This window comes from Vibrio sp. 10N.247.311.49 (assembly GCF_041467655.1).
In the GTDB taxonomy this organism is placed as follows: Bacteria; Pseudomonadota; Gammaproteobacteria; order Enterobacterales; family Vibrionaceae; genus Vibrio; species Vibrio crassostreae_C.
The window spans coordinates 138,914-156,585 of the sequence record NZ_JBFSVA010000009.1 but is presented as its reverse complement, the minus strand read 5'-3'; the positions used below and the strand labels follow the sequence as shown (position 1 = coordinate 156,585).

General features: G+C 45.0%; 11 protein-coding genes. 3 read left to right on the top strand and 8 right to left on the bottom strand.

Features of this window, described 5'->3' with window-relative positions; all coding sequences use genetic code 11:
• Window positions 1-65: 65 nt before the first annotated feature.
• Window positions 66-1,211: a chromate efflux transporter gene (gene chrA / locus AB6E54_RS11480; protein WP_229647661.1), complete on the bottom strand. Its 1,146-nt coding sequence runs from the start codon at window positions 1,209-1,211 to the stop codon at window positions 66-68.
• A 101-nt stretch (window positions 1,212-1,312) separates the two neighbouring features.
• On the opposite strand from chrA, the gene AB6E54_RS11475 reads away from it, so the two are divergent.
• Window positions 1,313-2,239: a LysR family transcriptional regulator gene (locus AB6E54_RS11475; protein ID WP_372106436.1), complete on the top strand. Its 927-nt coding sequence runs from the start codon at window positions 1,313-1,315 to the stop codon at window positions 2,237-2,239.
• A 233-nt stretch (window positions 2,240-2,472) separates the two neighbouring features.
• On the opposite strand, the gene AB6E54_RS11470 is transcribed toward AB6E54_RS11475, so the two are convergent.
• On the bottom strand, window positions 2,473-3,546 hold the full coding sequence (locus tag AB6E54_RS11470) for a LacI family DNA-binding transcriptional regulator (protein ID WP_372106434.1): 1,074 nt from the start codon (window positions 3,544-3,546) through the stop codon (window positions 2,473-2,475).
• Between the two features lie 250 nt (window positions 3,547-3,796).
• Here AB6E54_RS11470 and AB6E54_RS11465 point away from each other — a divergent pair, with 250 nt between their 5' ends.
• Window positions 3,797-5,899 (top strand): alpha-galactosidase, encoded by a 2,103-nt coding sequence (locus AB6E54_RS11465; RefSeq protein ID WP_102319934.1) that lies wholly within the window; start codon window positions 3,797-3,799, stop codon window positions 5,897-5,899.
• A gap of 102 nt (window positions 5,900-6,001) precedes the next feature.
• On the top strand, window positions 6,002-7,699 hold the full coding sequence (locus AB6E54_RS11460) for a solute:sodium symporter family transporter (protein WP_372106433.1): 1,698 nt from the start codon (window positions 6,002-6,004) through the stop codon (window positions 7,697-7,699).
• Between the two features lie 187 nt (window positions 7,700-7,886).
• Here the strand turns inward: AB6E54_RS11460 and AB6E54_RS11455 are convergent, their stop codons facing one another.
• From AB6E54_RS11455 to AB6E54_RS11430, 6 genes are all read right to left on the bottom strand, one after another.
• Complete coding sequence (locus AB6E54_RS11455) at window positions 7,887-8,189, bottom strand: DUF1330 domain-containing protein (protein WP_050647949.1); 303 nt, start codon at window positions 8,187-8,189, stop codon at window positions 7,887-7,889.
• A 392-nt stretch (window positions 8,190-8,581) separates the two neighbouring features.
• Window positions 8,582-9,922: an MATE family efflux transporter gene (locus AB6E54_RS11450; RefSeq protein ID WP_017060807.1), complete on the bottom strand. Its 1,341-nt coding sequence runs from the start codon at window positions 9,920-9,922 to the stop codon at window positions 8,582-8,584.
• A gap of 392 nt (window positions 9,923-10,314) precedes the next feature.
• On the bottom strand, window positions 10,315-12,708 hold the full coding sequence (gene ygjK / locus AB6E54_RS11445; protein ID WP_372106430.1) for an alpha-glucosidase: 2,394 nt from the start codon (window positions 12,706-12,708) through the stop codon (window positions 10,315-10,317).
• A 15-nt stretch (window positions 12,709-12,723) separates the two neighbouring features.
• Entirely contained in the window at window positions 12,724-13,788 is a 1,065-nt protein-coding gene (ygjJ, locus tag AB6E54_RS11440; protein ID WP_004734431.1) for a protein YgjJ, read from the bottom strand.
• A 427-nt stretch (window positions 13,789-14,215) separates the two neighbouring features.
• A complete protein-coding gene (locus tag AB6E54_RS11435) occupies window positions 14,216-15,649 on the bottom strand; it encodes an amino acid permease (RefSeq protein ID WP_017069519.1) in 1,434 nt (477 codons plus the stop codon).
• A gap of 573 nt (window positions 15,650-16,222) precedes the next feature.
• The gene (locus AB6E54_RS11430) at window positions 16,223-17,647 is read right to left on the bottom strand and encodes an amino acid permease (protein WP_017063320.1); all 1,425 of its coding nucleotides are present in this window, start codon (window positions 17,645-17,647) and stop codon (window positions 16,223-16,225) included.
• Between the last annotated feature and the right edge of the window lie 25 nt (window positions 17,648-17,672).

Genomic DNA, 17,672 nt, shown 5'->3' with positions numbered 1-17,672 from the left:
CTATCTCAACGGTCTCATAATCCGAAAATTATAATGCCCACTAATTAGAATTAGTGGGCATTATATTAAATAACTCCGAGTCCAAACCCTATTGCAATAAACAGAGCTACCATCCATACGATTGGCATCTTCATTGTTTTTAGTAGCCACACGCCAACAATGATCAAAGCGAAGTCTAAACCACTGCTCACTGCGCTTGTGAAGATCGGTTGATATAGCGCTGCCAACAATAAACCGACAACCGCCGCATTCACACCAGTAAGAGCGCCAGCCACCAAAGGTTTACTCGCAATTGCTTGCCAGTTTTTCAACACACCTAATAGTAATAAGAAGCCCGGTAAGAACACAGCAATCGTTGCGAGTAGTGCGCCTGTGATCGGTGCCGATGGCATCAATACATAACCTAAGTAAGTCGCAAGTGTAAACATAGGCCCTGGTACTGCCTGTGCTGCTGCATAACCTGTTAAGAAGGCATCTTGAGACAGTTGGTCACCAATACCATTTTGTAGCAACGGAAGTACTACGTGGCCGCCACCGAATACTAAGCTACCTGCTTGGTAGAATAGGCCAAATACTTCAATACCTTGAGAGTAAGCACTGAATAGAGGCAGACCAACCAGCAAAGCAACAAAAATCACGAGAGGCGTTACCGATATTTTTTGCGTTGAAGGTATCGTTTTGAGCTCTTGAGATGTCAAGAACTTACTGCCAATCATCGCTGCAAATAGAAGCACTAAAACTTGAGGCCAGATGCCTGGAATCAGTAGCAGAACAATCGCGGTAATCACACATAAGGCGGTTGCTATCTTCGATTGGCAAAAGTTCTTGTACATACCAAAGGTTGCATCAGCCACAACCACTACCGCTAATAACTTAAGCCCGTGAATGATTGAATTGAAAAGTGGTGCTTCCAATAGCTGGTTGCTGACTAACGCCAATATCAGCATCAGAATCACAGATGGGGAAGTGAAGCCGACAAATGCAGCAATAGCACCTGTTAATCCACCTTTCTTGTAGCCAACCGCAAAGCCAACTTGGCTTGAACCTGGGCCCGGTAGAAATTGGCTAAGAGCGACAATCTGCCCGTACTCTTCGTCGGACAACCAATTCAGTTTCTCAACAAAGGTTTTACGGAAGTAGCCAATGTGTGCTGCTGGTCCACCAAAGCTAATCCAGCCAAGCCAGAAAAAGGTTTTAAAAATTGAAAGCATGATCGATTCCAGATAAATGTTTAGCGTAATTTAGGTGGAGTTGAACTATGATTCAAATTAATTATTTTAATTATAACTATGAATGAAATGGGTTGTTTGGAATGGCTGATTTTAATTGGAAAGGGATCGACCTTAACTTATTGATTGCACTGCAGGCTTTGTATAAAACAAATAGCGTGAGTAAGGCTGCTGAGCGTTGTTATGTCAGCCAATCTGCGATGAGCCATAGCTTACAAAGGCTACGAAAGTTGTTTGATGACCCTTTGTTTGAGCGGGTGGGTAGCAAGATGGAGGCAACCGACCGAGCCATTGAACTATCAAGTACCGTGGACGCGCTACTGAATACCATCCAGTCTGAAGTTCTGTTATCTAAATCGTTTGATGCAGAGACTTATAAAGGGACTTGGAAGATTGGTCTCACTGATTATGCCGAGCAGATGTTCGCTCCAATATTGTTTGACCTGATTAAGCAATCCTCTCCTTATTCCCAAGTAGCGTTGTTCAATGTAAACCGGAGTAACTACCAGCAAGTCTTTGACGATGCCAAGCTTGATATGACGATAGGCAGCTTTGGTGAGGTACCAAAGCAATATCGAACAAAGCATTTGTATACGGAGCGACATGTTTGTTTACTTGATCAATCGGTTCTATCCATTGAGGAGCCGATGTCGCTAGAACAATTTGTTGCTGTCGAGCACGCGCTTGTTTCCCCTGCAGGGGCTTTAAAGACGGGAGTGGACACTCGTTTAGGTGAACTCGGTTTAAGCCGGAAAGTCGCGATATCTTCCAGTAACTTTTTAACTGTTAAACGACTCATTCGTGGCAGAGAACTATTGTGTATTGTCCCCAAGCTAGTCGCGCGCAAGGATATGGATAGTGAAGAAACCTTACTAGCTGTGAAGCCACCAATTGATGTTCCAGATTTTGATATCCAGCTTGTTTATAGAAAGGCAAAGCATTTAGATGATAAAAATAAACTACTTAGAAAGCTGATTACTAATGCGATCTCATCTGTGATTTCCGAATAGTTTATTGTGTCGGTTAATCGTCAAATTCATATGAATTAATTTTAGAAAAATCCGGTTTATTATAAGAACCCGACTATACTTAATTTACGACTCAAGGCAGTCGTAAAGAATAGGCTTTTTGATTTACCTAAGTAAAAAAATTGGTTATATCCTCATGATATAGCTTAAAAAACTACCAGGCTAAACGGACTTAGTTGGTCTTAAAGCGCTAGCTCCCCCTAGCGCTTTTTCTTTTATGTCGATTCTGGCAAAAGGGTCTGAATTCTTTTCAGCAGTTGCTCGATCTCTTGTTTTTCATAGTGAGCCGTCACCTTAGGTTGGCTGCTTTCTCTCGGAAGCAGTGTGGTTTCGATATGATGTTGTAACAAGGCATCTTGCGAATTGGCGTTGAGCTTCTCTGCAAGTCTCACCGCTTGCTGGCCTATTTTTGTGAAATCTTGTTTGATGGTTGTAAGAGGCGGATTGAAGAATGCGCTGTCTTCAATGCCATCAAAACCGACAACAGCGACCTTTTCCGGTACGGGTATTTGCAATTCTTGCAGTGCGCGTAAAACCCCTAATGCCATTTGATCACTGGCGACCAACACAGCATCAAATTGGATTTGTTTCGCTACAGCGTCTCGAATACCAAGGTAGCCACTTTCTGCTTGCCAGTTTCCTTGATGTTGAAACTGTACCTGACAGTTTGAATCTGATAACACACCCAACCAACTTTGAAGACGGATTTGTGAGGCACTGGACTCATTAGGCCCGCTGATCAACAAGTATTCAGAGCGGCCATTTTCAATAAGATGTTGAGCTGCCAGCTTTGCGCCCTCGGCATGATCGCCGCATATATAGTTAACTTGGCTGTTAGAAGGGACATCAATGAAGATGAGGTTTAAGTGTTGATATTGTTCTACCAGCAATTCGGCATCAACACTCTTTAAAGGCACATTGAGAATGATGCTGTCGACCTGTTGGGCGATCAGTTCACGAATGGCTTCGCGGGTGTTGGCGAGGTTCGGTTCTGATACCACAGAAAAAGCGGTGCCATACCCCATATCGTGAGCCTGCATTCGCACACCATTGGCGATCATTGCGGCGCCGTGTAAGGCCATATCGAGAGTCACTAACCCTATGCTGGTGGACTTGGAACGGCTGAGCATTTGAGCCCCTTTATTGGGTACATATCCAAGCTTCTTTATCGCAGCATTCACCTTGTTTCGAGTGGATTCTGCGACATCCTGCGAGCCGTTCGTCACCCTTGATACTGTTTGAGTCGATACGCCAGCCAGCTTCGCCACATCTTTAAAAGTTACACTCATCACACCGTCCATCGAATATTCCAGTTATTCGATGAGCTTATCCAATTTAGTGAAATGAAACTCTGCTCCCTTTCAAAAAAATGTCATTTGAAACATTAAATATGTTTCCGAAAACAGTCGATCTTGTGCAAATTTTAGCAACGAATAAGTGTTTTTAGATCACATTATTTAGCCGTTTTAGTACTAATTTCAGTCTTCAAGTTCACTATTAATTTTAGTTTATGTTTACGAAAACAATATGAGATTGGCTATGAGCGAATTTATTCATCTAACAAGTAAAAACCACAGTTTGATCATCAAATCGGGCCGTACTCCAGAGGTTCTTCACTGGGGCGCAAAGATCGCCAGTATTGATGAAGATCTTTTGTTATCAACCGAGAGACCGATCTCTCAAGCACGCCTTGATGTCGATGTACCGCTTTCTCTTTGTCCTGAATTGGGTAGCGGTCATTTTAATGCGCCGGGAATAGAAGGGCATCGTGATGGCTTTGATTGGGCACCCGTTTTTAATACCGTCCGCGTGGAAGCTCAGGTTCAGCAAGCCACTTTTGTTCTAGAAGACACCGTGTCTAAGCTTGAATTGACGGTTGAAATTAAACTGGATTACGAATCGGATGTGGTTCAAAAGCGCATCACAGTAACCAACAAAGGGGGCAGTAAATACTATTTAAATAAGCTGTCATCAACGTTGCCGCTGCCAAACCACGCCAATGAATTGATGACGTTCCATGGTCGTTGGTGTCATGAGTTCCAAACGCAACGTCAGCGTTTTGAGCATGGTGGCTTCATGCAAGAGAACCGTCGCGGCCGTACTTCACATGAAAACTTCCCTGGCATGTTTGCAGGAACGCAAGGTTTCTCAGAACAGAATGGTTTGGTGTGGGGCTTCCATTTAGGTTGGAGTGGTAACCACCAAATGCGTGCTGATGTTCGCAGTGATGGCCGCCGCTTTGTACAAGCGGGAGAGTTATTGTTAGCGGGTGAATCGATTCTAGAACCAGAGGCTACTTACCAGACACCTTGGCTCTATGGCTGTTACAGCAACTCTGGTTTGAACGGTATTGCTCAACGTTTTCAGCAGTTTGTTCGTGACAACATTATTCAATTCCCTACCGATAAACCTCGCCCTGTGCACTTAAATACTTGGGAGGGCATCTACTTCGACCATAAACCGGAATACATCATGCAGATGGCAACCGAAGCCGGCGCAATGGGTGTTGAACGATTCATTATTGATGATGGTTGGTTTATTGGTCGTGATGGCGAACGAACGGCCTTAGGCGATTGGTATCTCGATGAAGTGAAATACCCAAATGGCTTAGAACCTGTGATTGAACACGTTAACCAACAGGGGATGGAGTTCGGGTTGTGGGTTGAACCTGAGATGGTCAGCCAAGACTCAAACCTATACCGTAACCATCCTGATTGGGTCCTAGGTTTGCAAGGTTATCATCAACCGTCTGGTCGTTGGCAGTATGTTTTAGACTTGCAGAATGAAGCGTGCTTTGACTACTTGTTCTCTCGCCTTGATACGCTTCTGACTACGTACAATATCGGCTACTTAAAGTGGGACATGAATCGTGAATTAGTTCAGCCGGGCCACCAAGGTAAGGCGGCGGTGCATGGTCAAACTGAAGCCTTGTATCGTCTCGTCGATCAACTGAATCAAGCACACCCTAAAGTCGAGATTGAATCTTGTTCATCAGGCGGTGGTCGCATTGATTTTGAAATCCTCAAGAGAACACATCGATTCTGGGCATCCGATTGTAACGATGCATTGGAACGCCAAGCTATTCAAAAAGGCATGAGTTACTTCTTCCCACCAGAAGTTATGGGGGCGCATATTGGCCCTGCTGAGTGCCATTCAACCAATCGTCGTCACAGTATCAATATGCGTGGTGTCACCGCTTTGATGGGGCATATGGGTGTTGAGCTTGACCCGGTTAAAGAGTCGCAACAAGAGAAACAAGCTTTCTCTCACTACATCTCTCTGCACAAGCAGTTCCGCCATATTTTGCACTCAGGGCGCAGCTTTCGCATGGATCCTGCGGACAAAAACCAGAACATCTATGGGGTGCAGAATGATGATGAAATGCTGATCACCGTGTGTCAGTTGGCGATGCCTGAGTACGCTCTGCCATCACCACTTCGTATTAGCTGCGTGGAAGACAGTGCGCTGTATCAAGTGAAGTTAGTGGAGATGCCACAAACCAGTTTCCAACTCATGAAGCAACGCCCTCAATGGTTAGATAAAACACTGACTTTAAGCGGCGATAACCTCAAAGAGATTGGATTGACCTTACCTATTCTCGACCCAGAGTCTGCCTTGATTGTGCATCTAAAAAAGATGTGAATCTCTGACTCTGAGTACCCCTACAAATAAAAATCTAAATATAAAAATTATAATCGGCAGCGAGGTATTGCTGCCGCAATAACTCAACTTAAGGAAAACAAAATGTCTATTACCGTTCTGTTGTCATTTTTGTTATTTACTGGGTTTGTAGTCGCGTTTACCTACAACAAAGTGAAAAATGATAAAAACACCTCACAAGATGGTTTCTTTCTTGGCGGAAGAAGCTTAACCGGCGGCTTAATCGCCAGCTCACTTATCTTAACAAACTTGAGCGCCACCAGTTTCGTGGGCATGAGCGCACAAGCTTATACCCACAATATGAGTGTCATGGGCTGGGAAGTGGCCTCTGGTGTCACTTTGGTGATCATCGCTTTGATGTTAGTTCCTCGTTATTTGAAGCAAGGCATCACCACTATTCCTGATTTCTTAGAGAGCCGCTACGACATGTCGGTGAAGAAGTTTGTGACGTTACTTTTCTTGTGCCAATACGTGATCAACATTTTGCCTACCACACTTTACGCGGGCGCCGTTGTTTTGGGTGAAATCTTCGATGTTCAGGCCCTGCTTAATATTTCAGAGTTTAGCTCAATCGCGCTTATTTCGGCGACGATTGGTCTACTTGGCTTCTTTTACGCAATTTATGGTGGCCTGAAAGCGGTTGTGATTGCAGATACCATTAATGGCGTAGGCTTGATTGTTGGCGGCATGATGATCCCTGTGTTTGGTTTGATGGTACTGGGCGAAGGTAGCTTTGGTGCTGGCTTAGATATTCTGCTTTATGCCGCGCCAGAGAAGCTTCAATCGGTGGGTACAGAAAGCGATCCACTGCCGTTCTCAACATTGTTTACTGGTCTGCTTTTGGTGAACTTGTACTACTGGGGTACTGATCAATCCATTATTCAACGCGCATTAGGTGCTAAAAACCTGAAAGAAGGTCAGAAAGGTGTAATCCTTGCCGGTGCGATTAAGGTTATCTCTCCGCTGTTCTTGATCATTCCAGGCATCATCGCTTTCCACATGTTTGGTGCTGATGCGGGCAACCCAGACACCATGTACACCCGTTTAGTTAATGAAGTTTTGCCTAAGCCGCTGGTGGGTTTCTTCGTTGCGGTGATGTTTGGTGCGATTTTGAGTACCTTTAATGGTGTGTTGAACAGCTCAACGACTCTGTTTGCGTTGAACGTGTATAAGCCGCTATTTGGACAAGGTAAAACAGACGAAGAGCTAGTGGATAAAGGGCGTATTTTTGGTGTTGTGATTGCGATTATCTCGGTATGTATCGCACCATTCATCATGTACGCACCAGAAGGTCTTTTCCAATACCTTCAAATGGTGGCGGGGTTCTTCAGTGTGCCAATCTTTACTATCGTGTTTGTCGGCTATGTATCTAAACGTGTACCCGCTGTAGCGGCGAAAGTGGCGTTGGTGGTGTTTGTAAGTTCATACGCAGCAATGCAGCTAGTATTTAAAACACCGATTCACTTCCTACATCAATTAGCGATTCTATTCGTAGTATGTACCGCGTTGATGTTCATCATTGGTTACTTTATGCCGCGTGAATCTGAGTACGTGATGCCAGTCAATGAGAATATTGATGTGACACCTTGGGAGTTCCGTTTCGAGGCTTCGGCTATCATTCTCTACATGGTGTTAGGTGCTTACGTGATGTTCTCTGATGTGGGCTTTGTCTCTGATGATCCAACCATCATGCAGGTTTATGGTGTGTGTGGCATCGTGATGTTAGTCGGTATTTTGGGCCGATTAGCAAAGCGTAAGAAGGGCGTTGAAGCGACGGTTTAGTTACTTGATTTAACTACCTAACTATCTGATTTAATTGTTATATGATGACTTTGTAGTAAAAGGTTCATCATAGGCTAATTACTATAAAGCGAATAACAAAAAGCCGCGCCATGAAATTATGGTGCGGCTTTTAATGTTTGGAAAGGGTCAGTTGAGATCTAAATATAAACCGAAATTGGGCTTTCGATTACGCTAGGTCGTCTTTACCTTCGATAAGCGCATGGTGGCTAACTGAGCCTGCAGTGCGTGCAGCTAAGTGTGGCACGTAACCTGGATCATTCATGAAATCTACGGCTGCTTGTTTTGACGGCCACTCGATGATGATACGAAGCGCAGGCTGCTCGGCGTCGCCTTCAAGGCGTTCGTGGCTAGAAGTACGCGCTAAGTATTTACCGCCATATTGAGCAACCAGTTTGTTTGCAGGCGCAATGTAATCGGCAACCCATGCGTCTGTAGTGGGTGTTACTTCTAGTACTGAATAGTAAGACATAGTGATGTTCTCCACGTTGTGCGCTCTGAATGAGCATGCGCACTTTAGTTATTGTCGTTATTGGTAGTGATTGAAAGCTATCTTGCTAACGTGTTGGCTAGCGAGTGAAATAATAGTAGTTCGAGCGAACCTGTTTGATAATCCCTGCGATTGCAGAATCTTTATATAGAAAACGTTGATAATAATATTTGAAAAGTCAGTATTATTACGTCAATTGAAAGCAATAATGATGTTGGATGACGATTAAGAATGGGATGTTTTTATCGGGGGTTTAGTGAAGCCTGTATAGCGATAACATGGATAGATCATCGTAGTCAGAATATGATGAAAGGTACCTCAATCATGACAATTGAGATACCTAGCGTATTGTTTAACCTATTGTATTTATAGATCTAAAAAGAGAATCGAGTCCATTTCTTAGCTCGCCAGCGATAGGCCATGATGATTCCACGGAACCACTCGTCCATCGCGATTGCCATCCAAGCCCCCAATACGCCATAACCCCAATGCACGCCAAGCAAATAGCTCATGGCAACCCCAATGCCCCACATGCTGAGAATACCCATTTTGATCGGGAATTTAATGTCGCCAGCAGCCTTTAGACAAGAGATAAAGATCAGGTTAAATACTCGACCAGCTTCAAGAATGATGGAACCTGCAATCAGTGCAGCCGTTAGCGCAATGATCTCTGGATCTTGCGTGAACAGATCGAGAATTTCGAAACGGAACACATAAACCATGCAGGTAATCGCAGTTGAGGCGATAAAGCCAACCACAAAGTAACGTTGCACGCGCTTGGTGATCTCGTCGATCCAACCCTTACCAATGTAATAGCCTGTTTGGATTTGGCTGCCTTGACCAATTGCCAGTGCAAACGCAAAAGAGAGGCGAGCGATGTTTTGTGCGTAAGTAAACGCAGCCAGTGAAGACGTACCCATCTGCACTACAAAGAAGGTAATGCTGATCTGAGCCATGTTATAAGAGAGCACTTCTCCAGCGTTCATCGAGCCGATCTTCATGATTTTTTGATAGATGGCTTTCGGCACAGATTTAAACTGCTTCACTGGTAGATAAATCCCTTTGCTTCTGACCACACCAATCAAGATCAACATTCCGATTACTTGGCTAATGACGGTCGCGGTCGCAACCCCTTGCACGCCGTATACAGGCAAACCAAAAGGTTGATATAAGGCACAGTAGTTACCGAATACGTTGATGACACCTGCAATCATATTGATCACCATCGGTGACTTTGAATAGCCATGACTGCGCAAAATAGTGGTGAGAACCACACCTATGGTTACATTGAAGGTGAGAGCACCACTGATGAACAGGTATTCTTGCGCGTACTGTTCAACTTGAGGCTCGAGTTGATAAAGCGGGATAAAATATTCAGCAACAAGAACGGCAATCACACTCAGTAGCACACCGGCAATAATGGCCAGAATGATACTTGCTACACCCACGTGAGCGCTCTCTTGAGTGCGGGAGGCACCGTTGTACTGCGCGATTAGAATACCCGTACCACTGCTGACCATGGTCGAGACAATGATCAGGAAAAAGGATATCTGAGAAATAACACCAACGGCAGACACGGCTTTGTCCGAGTATCCCGATAACATGAATACATCACTGGTGTTGAGTGCGGTTCTTAAAAGAACTTCGATAAAAATTGGCCAGGTGAGCGCAACGATTCCCATACGTTTGTTTAGGGTGGAATCAGCATTAGGCATTTAGGTTTTCTCAAAAAAGGGGTAGGCGACGCTATAGTTTAGCTATTATTTAGTAAACGACTATCAAATTAATGTCCGGAAGGCTAATAAGGATAAATAAAATTCGAATAAGTCTTCAGAATTCAATATTTCAGTGAGGGTGATGAAATTTTTGAATGGGATTTCATAGCAAGAGCACTCTTTGCTTTTTGTGAGTAAAAGCTTGCCTGTGTTAGCTGAGTACAACGAACAGAGTAAAAGGATCATGGTAGGCCAAATGGTCTAAGTGCTTGTTTTTCGCTTACGTTACTTCAGATATAAAAAAGGCACTCAGCGAGAAACTGAGTGCCAAAGTCTGAAATTTATGAGGTTAGATTTTCATTGAATTTCAGAAGACAGGTATAGGTTTTTACTTACTCTGCGTCAGTAAAGAAATCGTTGTAAAGCATGTACAAGTGAGCCGCACTCCAAGAGAAGTTTGGTGCGCCTTGTTGTTCGCCGGTTAGTGGGTTGTAGTTTTCACGGATTGGACCGTCTTGAACTAATCCATCGGCGTGGTCAAAGAACGCACCTGCCATTTCAATCGCATCGTCACGGTAGCCGTAGCTATCCATGCCTTTTAGGCCGAAGTAGAATTGATCTACCCATACACGTCCACGCCAGTAAATATTTGGGCCAAATGCAGGGCTAGAAAGCGCCGCTGTGCCTAGTGGAACGTAGGTATTGAACTCTTCTGTATCTTTCATTACAGAGACAACTGCATCAGCGTTAGCTTGAGTGGCAGCAGCATTGAACAATGGTGACCAACCTTCAGGGCCTTTACCACGCTCTACAATCGGTTTACCTGCACAGCCGTTGGCTAGTGGTTTGTCTTCGATACGAATGTCGTAGAAGAAGTTAGTGCCTTCGTCGAACATACAGGTGTTGATGTAGTTCGATAGGTGTTCAGCCTTTTCACGGAACTCTTTCGCTTCTGCGTCTTTACCTAGAATGTCAGCCATTTCTGCTAGGTACTTGTTATCGCTGTACATGTAGCTTGCTTGGTCAACGGACTCTTGCAGCAATGAATAGCCAAGCAAAGTGCCGTCTTCAGCGCGGTTTTGAGCGAATTCAACATCCCAATCACTGCGCTTGCCACCGTTAGCAACGTACGCGTCTAGCTGGTCTTTATCAATGAAGCCAAATGCGGCTGCATCGTCACGGCCTGATTCCCAAGATGCAGCCGTTTGTACGGGGCTCTCGATGTAATCGTAGTTGCCTTCTGCTACCACTTTATCCAGTGCTGCTTGTCCTACGACTGTTTCGTGCTTATCGCCACGAACCACGGTGAAGTACATTTCACCTTCAGGTGTGTTGTGTGCTTTGTCACGAGCAGCGCCATACTCTGGAACGCCATTGCCGTTGTTGTCACGGTTGCGTAGCCACCAATCATGGTATGCCACTAGTTTTGGATACATCTCTTGTAGCCAAGCTTCGTCGCTGGTGGTCTTATAGACTTCCATTACTGCCCATGCTGCTAGGCTTGGTTTGGTATTACGTTCATTCCAGTTACCGCCATCGCCGCCACGTTCTGGACTTAGGTTGTAAGCGAGTAGATCGGGCACGTAACCTTCATCCCAAGGACGAACGGCATCGTCAGCCTGAATTTGGTAAGCGAACATCGCGCGGATGTTATCTTTCGCTACATCTGGGTTGAAGTGAGCCATTGCGTAGGCTTGCTTCCATGTGTCCCAAGGCCAAGTTTGGTTGCCCGAGAACCAACGCGCCGTCACGGATGGTGTCACAGAGTCAAACTCCATCGCACCTGCAGCGCCACGCCAGTTACCGTTTAGGGTTTCCATCGCTTTAACTGCAACACGCTCTTGCTCTGGTGTCGCGTTCGGGTTGGTTAAACCCATCTCAAGATAGCCTTCCCAACGTTCTGCTGATGCCGCTAAGAAGTCGGTAGGGTTTGCCATGATCTTTTTGATTTCAGGCTGTTCCGCTTGCGCTTCTTCTGCCGTTAGAACATGCGAGTATGTGGTGTAGATAGTCGTCGATGCTTCAATGTTTGCCGTTGAAGTAAACGCTAAACCATCAACCGTGGTTTTCGTTGGAATCGACTTGTGAACTTGGTATACAGACTCACCAGAAGTCAGTAGATCCCATGTCGAACGAACCTTACCGAAGGTCACCTTTAGGCCATCGTCGGTTGCGACGATTTGACGGTCATACTCAGGGTAAGTTTCAGCGATTGTTTTGTCGGTTTGTGCCACGCCTTCTTTGGCGTGCGTCTTTTCTAGCAGTTCACCATCCCACACTAATTCAACCGGTGAGTCGGTAGTGATTTTTGTTTCTAGCAGAGAGGTACGGTTTGAAGCAAAACGCATCGTCATTTCTACGGTCACATCGTCAGATTTTAGCGTCTGAACCAATGCGCCCGGTAGGCTATAAGCTTCCATAGTGAAAGCCACTTTTTTGCCGTCTTTGAACACGCTTAGGCGGTCGAAGTTATCAGCCATGAAGTTGATATATTCTTCGGTAAGCAGTGCTGTACCTGGGAATCCGCCCATGCCTTCTGCACTGTCTGGCAGCAGATGACCGTGCCATGCACCTAGGTCGAAGAATGGGTTAAAGCGTTGGTGGTCATCGAAGTCGTAGTCACGCATGTATTCAGGTGAGCCAGTACGGTCGATAACGTTCTTAAATTCGTTGGCTTGCAGTTGCTCAGCATCAGAACTTGAGCCAGAGATGGAATTTGATGCACAACCAGTAACGACAAGGGCTGCACCGATAGCGAGAGCTGCGAATGATTTATTCAGTTTCATGATCAATTCCTGTTATTACCAGTAGAAGTATTGCATTGCGAACACCTGAGCGTCGCCGATTTCAGTGTCGCTGCCTACGCCAAAGCGGCTATCAAAAGCAGTCGCAAATGCGCCGTTTCCGTATTCGTACCAAACGCCAGCATTGATGTAAGAGGTGATCTCTTTGTCGCCATTGTCACCGTCAAAGTTTGCGTAGTTGTAGGCTGCTGATAGGTAAACGCCTTGTGCCGCTTCGTACCATGCACTGGTTTGAATACCAGACTCGCTACCGAAAGACTCTTGGTTGCCTTTATCTGTATCGTGCCAAACACGAGTGGCGAAGTTTTTGTACTCAGCACCCAATAGCAATAGTTCACCACCATCGTTGTTACGAACTTCACCACCACCCATTAGGGTTAAGTCGTCGGTCAGATCGTATTGAAGGTAACCATTGACCATGGCGTTCTTATCTTTCCATTGGTCTGCGAAGCTGTCGTATTTACCGAAGTGAACAAGAGCATCGTCTTCCGAGAAGTCAGACTCTGGCGCGAAAGAAACGCTGTAGCGAAGCTTGCCTTCTAGGTTTTGAATCTTCACACCAAGGTGCACGTCTCGCGTGTTTGAGATCGCGTAGCCGTATTCAACCGTAGGGTCACCCCACCATTGAACGTCATCTAATGAAGAGTCCATACGACCAATCATGAATTCTGTTTTGTTATCTGTGCGGTAGCCAGCGTAAAAGCGGTTGAAACCACCTTCAAAACCGCCCCAGCCGTGGCCCGTTGCCCAAGCATTGCCTTCGTCATCGGCTTGTACTGTCCAGCCCTCCATATAAGCAAGACCAAACCAATTACCGTGCTCGATAGCCAAGCCAGCTTCAATGTAAGTACCGTCTGCGTAGCGGCCTTTATCATCACCTTCGAGTGCCACGTGACCACCAAGGCCAAGCTCACCATAAAAGTTAAATAGGGTTTCAGTTTCTGTCTGAGGAGGCTGAGTATCACTGTGGTTTGCTGCGGACTCTTCCGCGTGGGCAGTGGTACTTAAGGCAGCAAGAATACAGCTTGTAATAAGAGTGTTTTTAGTAAAACTACTTTTCATTTTAATCACTTCTGTGTCGGGGTTATAAATGAAGGTTCGCAAGCAGTTCTGACTTCTAATATGGGGTGCTCTTCAAGGCGTATTGGTCAGGTTACTTACGATCGCAAAACCAATATTAATGATAATTTTGATGTTTAAAATTAATTAAGTTTAAAAGTGTGATCTATTTTTAGTAAATATTTACTTTGTTTTTATTTTGACTTTCAGTTGAATTTGCAGAGGTATGGCTAGGGTTGTAAGTATTCGGGAGGTGAATTGTTTGATGGGTGGTTAGATTGTTGGTTCGAATGTTTTGATTCTTGAATGGCTTTGATTTAATCGAGATGGTTAGTGGAAATGTACCGACAAATAAAAAGGCACTCACCAAATGTGAGTGCCTGAAGTTTAAGTCAGAGTGCCCGAAGTTTAAATCAGAGTGCAGGGTAAACTAAGCGTTCGCCGGTTCAGGTTTTGCTTCTAGTTTTTTCTCTTCTGGAGATAAGCTTTTTTCATATTTTCCGTACTTCCACCACGCGTAGCCAAGGAAGATAACAATCCCGCCCACGTTGTAGAAGATGATGGTCATGATGTCAGCACCTGTTGGGAAGGTTGACGCAAAGAAGCCAACAGTGAAAATGCCGATCAGAATCGAGACCACGGTAATGCCTGTCATACGTGAGCCCATTCTGAAATCACGAGGTAAGTGATCCAACTTCAAACGTAAATTAAGGTACGCGATCATGATGAATAGCGGTGGCAACATCGATGCTGCAGCTGTCATGTTGATAATGGTACTCATCAGATCTTGAACCGTATCGGACGCCAGTGTCGGAATGAACATCAGTGGAATCACAATCAAGAACTGAATCCAAGCCGCACGCTCTGGAACGCCTTGTTTGTTTAGAGCGACCGTTTTCTCACCGAAGATACCTTTAGGGATTTCAGAGAAGAAAATCTTAACGGGTGTTGCCGTCCACATCAGCAGAGAGCCCAGCATCGCCGTGAATGAAACCACACCAACGAAACGGTTCATCAAGATTTCAGACAGGCCAAAGTGTCTTGCTAGCCCTTCAAATACCTGAACTGAGCCGCCTGTGAATTTAAGCTCTTCACGCGAAACAAACACGTTTGCTAACACAGATCCTACCGAGTAAAGCGCACCGATGAAGATACCGGCAATGATGATGACTTTAACGAAAGACTTGTGACCGCCTTTGATGTCGTTAACGTAAACCGCGACCGATTCTGCACCGCCTGCCGCCATGAAGATCCAAGTGATTACGCCAAGGAATGCCCAGTTGAAGCTTGGTGTCATGGCTTCAATGGTGATTGGGTCAGCTGGCTCGATACCGCCTACCAAAGCACCGCCAGATAGCAAGATGTAAGACATCGTTAGCAGCAGCATCAGTGATGATGTTAGTGAGGTGATAGGGCCCAGTAATTTCGCACCGTTATTCGAGATATGAGTCGCGACCGCAAACAAAATAGTACTTAGAATTGCGGTGGTCATTGGCGTGAATATGTACTCAAAACCTAAGAACGCATACGACGCGTAAGCGATGATTCTAGGGAGCAGAGAGGTGAAGAAGAACAGGTTAACAAACCAGTAGGTGTAAGCTGAAATAAACGCCCAGCGGCCGCCTAGAGAGCTTTTAACCCAAGAGTAAACACCCGCTTCAGAGTCTTTATTCAGTGACACAAACTCTGCAACGATCAAACAAAATGGCACAAAGTAAAAGATGGTTGCTAGAAAGAACATCGGAGCCGAGGAAAGGCCGATCTCGATGTTGTTATTAATGATGTTATTGAAGCTGTATACCGCCGCGAAGGTCATAGACAGTAGGGCAAATTTGCCTATCGTACTGCGTTTATTTTCGGACATGATGTTCTCCGGTGAATCACGTTGATGATCGTTATAACTTGGTCCTAGAGAGGGAAGCTCTAGGCCGCACTTTTATTGTTATGTTGGTTTGGCAAACACCCGCTTTGTTTTGTCAGGGTTGGCTCATTGTTGTTTTTATAAATTTACGATCGGACTTCTTTGGGATTTTTTTCTTTGGTATTTCAGTAAACTTATTACCAAAACAAAGAGTTAAAGATTAAGAAGTTCATTGAAGAGATTGCTTGTTTCATGAGCGACGATTTATAAGGCGTGTAGGGGCTTTTTTGTCGCTTTCTTTATATGAATCAGTTTGTCTCTTCAGCAAGAAGATTAAAGATTAAGCGGAGGGAAGTTAATCGAAATTGATCAAATATGTGACCTTGAGTAAATAAATTTAGTTAATGTTTTACCTTGGTTTTTATTTGAGTTTTATTACCTATTAATTGGTGTTTTTCGTGAACTGAAACCTTGACGGAACGCCGTTTTATTTTTGGGGTTTTTATTTTAATTATCTGATTTAAAACAAAAAAAGCGCCAATTAAGGCGCTTTTAACTAGATGTATAGATTCTGGATTACGACTGCTTAGCCGTTTCTAGCTTTGCTTCTTTACCTGCTTGCTTCTTTTCAAAGCGAGAGATCCACCACCATGCGATACCAGAGAATACCGCTGTCATGAAGACGTTGATGAAGAAGGCTTGAACAAGGTCAACACCTGTCGGGAATGCCGATGCTGTCATGCTCACAATGAAGATACCAATCAGTACCGATACTACTGCCATACCTTGAACTCGAGTACCCATGCGGAAATCACGCGGTGTGTCGTCGTGTTTCAAGCGGAATACAAAGTAGGCCACCATGATGAAGATTGGCGGTAGCATTGCGGTACCTGCTGTTAGATTGATTGCTGTATTCATCATGTCTTGTACAGATTCAGAGCCGAAGCCGTTCACCACAAGCATCACGAATACAAACGCGAACTGCCACCAAGCTGCACGTACTGGCACGCCGTGTTCGTTAAGCTCTGTTGTCTTCTCGCCGTAAACACCTTTAGGGATTTCAGAGAAGTGAATTTTTACTGGAGCTGCTGTCCACATCATCATCGAACCGAACATAGCAACGAATAGGATAATACCGACGAAGCGACCCGTTAGAGATTGTGAAATGTCGAAGTAGTTCGCCATACCTGTGAAGATTTCAACCATGCCGCCAGCGTAGGTCAGTTCATCACGAGCAACGAATACGTTTACTAGAAGAGAGCCCACTGCGTACATTGCGCCGATTGCGATACCTGCACCAATGATAACCTTGATGAAAGACTTGTGACCGCCCTTAACATCGTTTAGGTAAGCGGCTGCGGTTTCTGCACCACCGGCTGCTTGGAAGATCCAACACATGATACCTAGCGTTGCCCAGTTGATGGTCGGTGTCATTGCTTCAAGCGTGATTGGTTCTACTGGTTCATGGTTGCCGCCCAGTGCCATTAGTGCACCGATAACGTAGATTGCAAACAGAGCGAATACACCGTAGGCCACGATCTCGGCAATCTTACCTAGCCAGCTCGCGCCTTTGGTTGAGATGTGAGTTGCTGCAGCAAACAGAGCAATCGAGATAGCCGATGTGACGACTGGCGAGAAGGCGTATTCATAGCCCAACATCGCGTAAGACGCATAGGCGATTACGTTTGGTAGCAGGGATACAAACCAGAAAAGGTTTACGAACCAGTATAGGAAGGAACCTAGGTAGGCTGCTTTTGAGCCTAGTGGTTTTTTAAGCCAGTCATACATGCCTGACTCAGAATTTTTATTTGCAGATACGAATTCAGCAATGATGAACACGAATGGAATGAAGTAAATAAGGGTAGCGAGCAAAAAGATAGGGGCTGAACTCAATCCCAATTCGATGTTGTTGTTTACAATGTTGCGAACGTTAAATACCGCTGCAAATGTCATGGAGAGTAGGGCAAATTTGCCTAACTTACCGCGTACAGATTCAGACATAGTGTCCTCCGAGGAATCACGTAAT